4 protein-coding genes are annotated in these 2,763 nt (G+C 66.3%); 3 read left to right on the forward strand and 1 reads right to left on the reverse strand.

The annotated features are described in order from the left end of the window. Together WA965_RS28975 and WA965_RS28980 are read left to right on the forward strand one after the other, a co-directional pair. Positions 1-330 (forward strand): class I SAM-dependent methyltransferase (locus WA965_RS28975; RefSeq protein ID WP_526448293.1); only part of this gene is annotated, 330 nt, incomplete at its 5' end. Positions 331-374: 44 nt separating this feature from the next. After that, the gene (locus tag WA965_RS28980) at positions 375-560 is read left to right on the forward strand and encodes a CDGSH iron-sulfur domain-containing protein (RefSeq protein ID WP_526302386.1); all 186 of its coding nucleotides are present in this window, start codon (positions 375-377) and stop codon (positions 558-560) included. Here WA965_RS28980 and WA965_RS28985 read toward each other — a convergent pair. Beyond that, positions 508-1,518 (reverse strand): iron-containing redox enzyme family protein, encoded by a 1,011-nt coding sequence (locus WA965_RS28985; RefSeq protein WP_526302376.1) that lies wholly within the window; start codon positions 1,516-1,518, stop codon positions 508-510. The genes WA965_RS28980 and WA965_RS28985 overlap by 53 nt on opposite strands. A gap of 211 nt (positions 1,519-1,729) precedes the next feature. On the opposite strand from WA965_RS28985, the gene WA965_RS28990 reads away from it, so the two are divergent. Further along, a complete protein-coding gene (locus WA965_RS28990; protein WP_526302378.1) occupies positions 1,730-2,710 on the forward strand; it encodes a ferritin-like domain-containing protein in 981 nt (326 codons plus the stop codon). Positions 2,711-2,763: the final 53 nt, after the last annotated feature.

The following is a 2,763-nucleotide window of genomic DNA, read 5'->3' on the forward strand; positions in this document are numbered from 1 at the left end:
ACCGACGCCATCCCGGCGGCGGCCGGGCCCGCGCGAGCTTGGAACGCCGGCAGCGACGGGCGCAGCGTGCTCGACCCGCTGTGTGCCGCTGCCCCCTTGCTGGTCGATGGAGGCGGCACCCTGCTGGTGGTTCAGTCGGAATGCTCGAACATCGAGTCGACTACGTCAGCGCTGCGCGCCCACGGGATGCACGTCGGCATCGTTGCGGAGCAGTACATCCCGTTCGGCCCGGTGATGACGGCGCGCGCGCAGTGGTTGACCCGTACCGGTCTGCTCCGGCCGGGACGCCAGGAGGAGAGGATCGTCGTGATCCGGGCGGACGCGCCGTGACCGGCGAACCGCGACTGGTCCGCGTCGTGCCGGCGGGCCCAGTGATGGTGGAGGGGCCGGTCCGCATCGAGATGCCGGACGGCAGAATCGTGGAATCCGACCGCTTCATGGTGGCGATCTGCGCCTGTCGACGGTCCAAGACATACCCGCTGTGCGACACCAGCCATCGCCGAAAGGTCAGTCCAGGGAACGCCGTAGCGAAGAACGGTCCTCCTGCCAGCACTGCATGAGCTGGTCGGCGAGCCGGTTCTCGACCACATCGAAGGCGCGGATCCCGAAAACCACATCGTGGTCGAGCTGTGGTTCGCGTGCCACGAGGTCTCCCACCACATCCGTCCGGACAACCTGTTCGTGGACTGCGTCGGCTTCGACGTGTTCCAGATAGAAATCGCGGCAATCAGCAGGTGCGCCAAGGCGTTCCAGAGCCTGCGCCATGCGACGTGACCCGGGAGGCGAGGTGACCTCGGTGGCGGCGAAATGCCCGACCGAACACCCGCGAAGCCGCCGGTGCAGCCCGAACATCGACATCACGTTCACCACGGCGAGCGTCGTGCCGGGCACGTGATTGAGGTAACCCAGGTAGGACGTGTCGAGATCGGCGCCGGCCATCAGGTCGGCGAACAGCTGCTGGTGCAGCCGGTCACCCTTGCCGCCGCCGAATTCGTCGTACTCGACGGCGACGAACGACGCCTTGGCCTGACCGGTGAGCCGTGGAATGGTCCACGCGTGCGGGTCACCCTCCTTGAGGTGATACAGCGACCGGTGGGTGAAATACTCTCGCATCTGCTCCCAGGTGCCGTCGTCGCGCAGATAGTACGACGGTCCGGTACCCCCGACGGGCTCCACACACAACGCATCCAACTCGGCCGTGGCGGTGTCGCCTTCGTTGATCTCCCCGACTTCCTCGGTGACCGCGTCCAGGAACAGCTCTTCGAGTCGACCTCGCAGGTGCAGCAGTCCCGGATTCCATTCCCAGCCGGCGTCGACGTCGGCGAACCCGCGGTAATGCAGCTCGTAGCAGATGTAGAGCGCAAGTTGCACGTCGACGCCGTACGGATCGGCATCGGCGAAGGAGGTTGCGACCCGGTTCAGTTGATGGAGCGGGGCGCGCTCGGACAGCAGGTCGAGCACCGACATCGAGATCGGTCCGCGGGGCTCGGGCAACACAGGTTGCACCAGGGTGGGCATCACGATCCGTTAGTACCCGGCAGGATCACCACCAAACCGGCCCGACCAGCGACTCCCGCGCTTACCCGAACGTTCGCGAACTACACCTCTCAGAAAGGTTTCTCACATTGCCGCCATCGGGGCTATGGAGTGGGCGTCGGTGGGTAACCGACAGGCAGGCGCCAGCCATGCGCTGACCGAAACTCTATGAGATCAAGGGGTGAAACCGAAAATGGCATCACCGATTACACCGACCACTGTGACCACCGCGAGCCTGCTCACGCAGCTGCGCAGCCTTCTGGACCTGACGCATACCGAGATTCAGGTTGCCGAAACTCGAGTGGTGCAGGCCCGTACCGACGCCGTGCGCACCGAACTGCAGCAGAACGCGGACAACGCCCGAATCCGCGCGGAGGCCATCGAGAAGGCGATCCGCGATCTCGGCGGATATCCCGACGTGATCGGCCCCTTCCTGGGGCGTGCCGCTGCGGCTGTGAAGGCGCTGACCGAGCAGGCCGAACCCTTCGACGAGGCACTTCTCGGTGACCTCGCCCTCGAGGGTCAACTGCTCGACCGGGCCCGCTACGTCAAGGCGCTCGCGGTCGCCGCCAAGGACAAGGACGTCGAAGCCCTCGCTACCCGTCTGATCACCGCGCACACCGCAACGGTGGAATGGCTGACCACGGTGCTCGCCGAAGACGCCCTCGGTGGCCCCGCCGCACTGCGGCGGACTCCGCTGCAGGCAGCCGCTGGATTCGCCGTCAAGTTCGTCAACCTGCCGTTGACCTGGTCGACCCGCCGGGCCGAGCGTGCCGCGGACGCCCTCCGGTCGGTGCGTCCGGCAGTCAACGATCTCGTGGATCGTGGTGCACGTACCAGCGACATCGCCACCAAGGCGCTTGCCGGAGCACGTGACTCGGCTCTGGAAACCGCTGAGCGGATCGCCCGCGAGCAGGGCGCCGGCCAGGCCGCGGATGCCATCCACGCGGCGCGCAGCGCCACCGGCATCCTCGACGCGTCCGAACTCCCCATCGCCGGGTACGACGAGCTCAACGTCAGTGAAGCCGTCAGCGCGATCAAGGAACTCACCGATCCCACCGACATCAGGGTGATCGTGGCGTACGAGGAAGCCAACAAGGAGCGGCAGCGCGTCGTCTCCGCCGCGCAGACGCGACTGGCCGCGATCGCACAGGACGTAGTCGGAATCAGCTGAGTTGGAATCAGCTGATGCGGAGCTGATCCACCGATCAACAAGCCGGCGCGGGT

Source organism: Mycobacterium sp. (genome assembly GCF_049683935.1).
GTDB lineage: Bacteria > Actinomycetota > Actinomycetes > Mycobacteriales > Mycobacteriaceae > Mycobacterium.

Excerpts from the sequence above, each read along its gene's own strand:
- WA965_RS28980 (WP_526302386.1), top strand. The coding sequence starts at position 375 with ATGGTGGAGGGGCCGGTCCGCATCGAGATGCCGGACGGCAGAATCGTG.
- WA965_RS28985 (WP_526302376.1), bottom strand. The coding sequence starts at position 1,518 with ATGCCCACCCTGGTGCAACCTGTGTTGCCCGAGCCCCGCGGACCGATC.
- WA965_RS28990 (WP_526302378.1), top strand. The coding sequence starts at position 1,730 with ATGGCATCACCGATTACACCGACCACTGTGACCACCGCGAGCCTGCTC.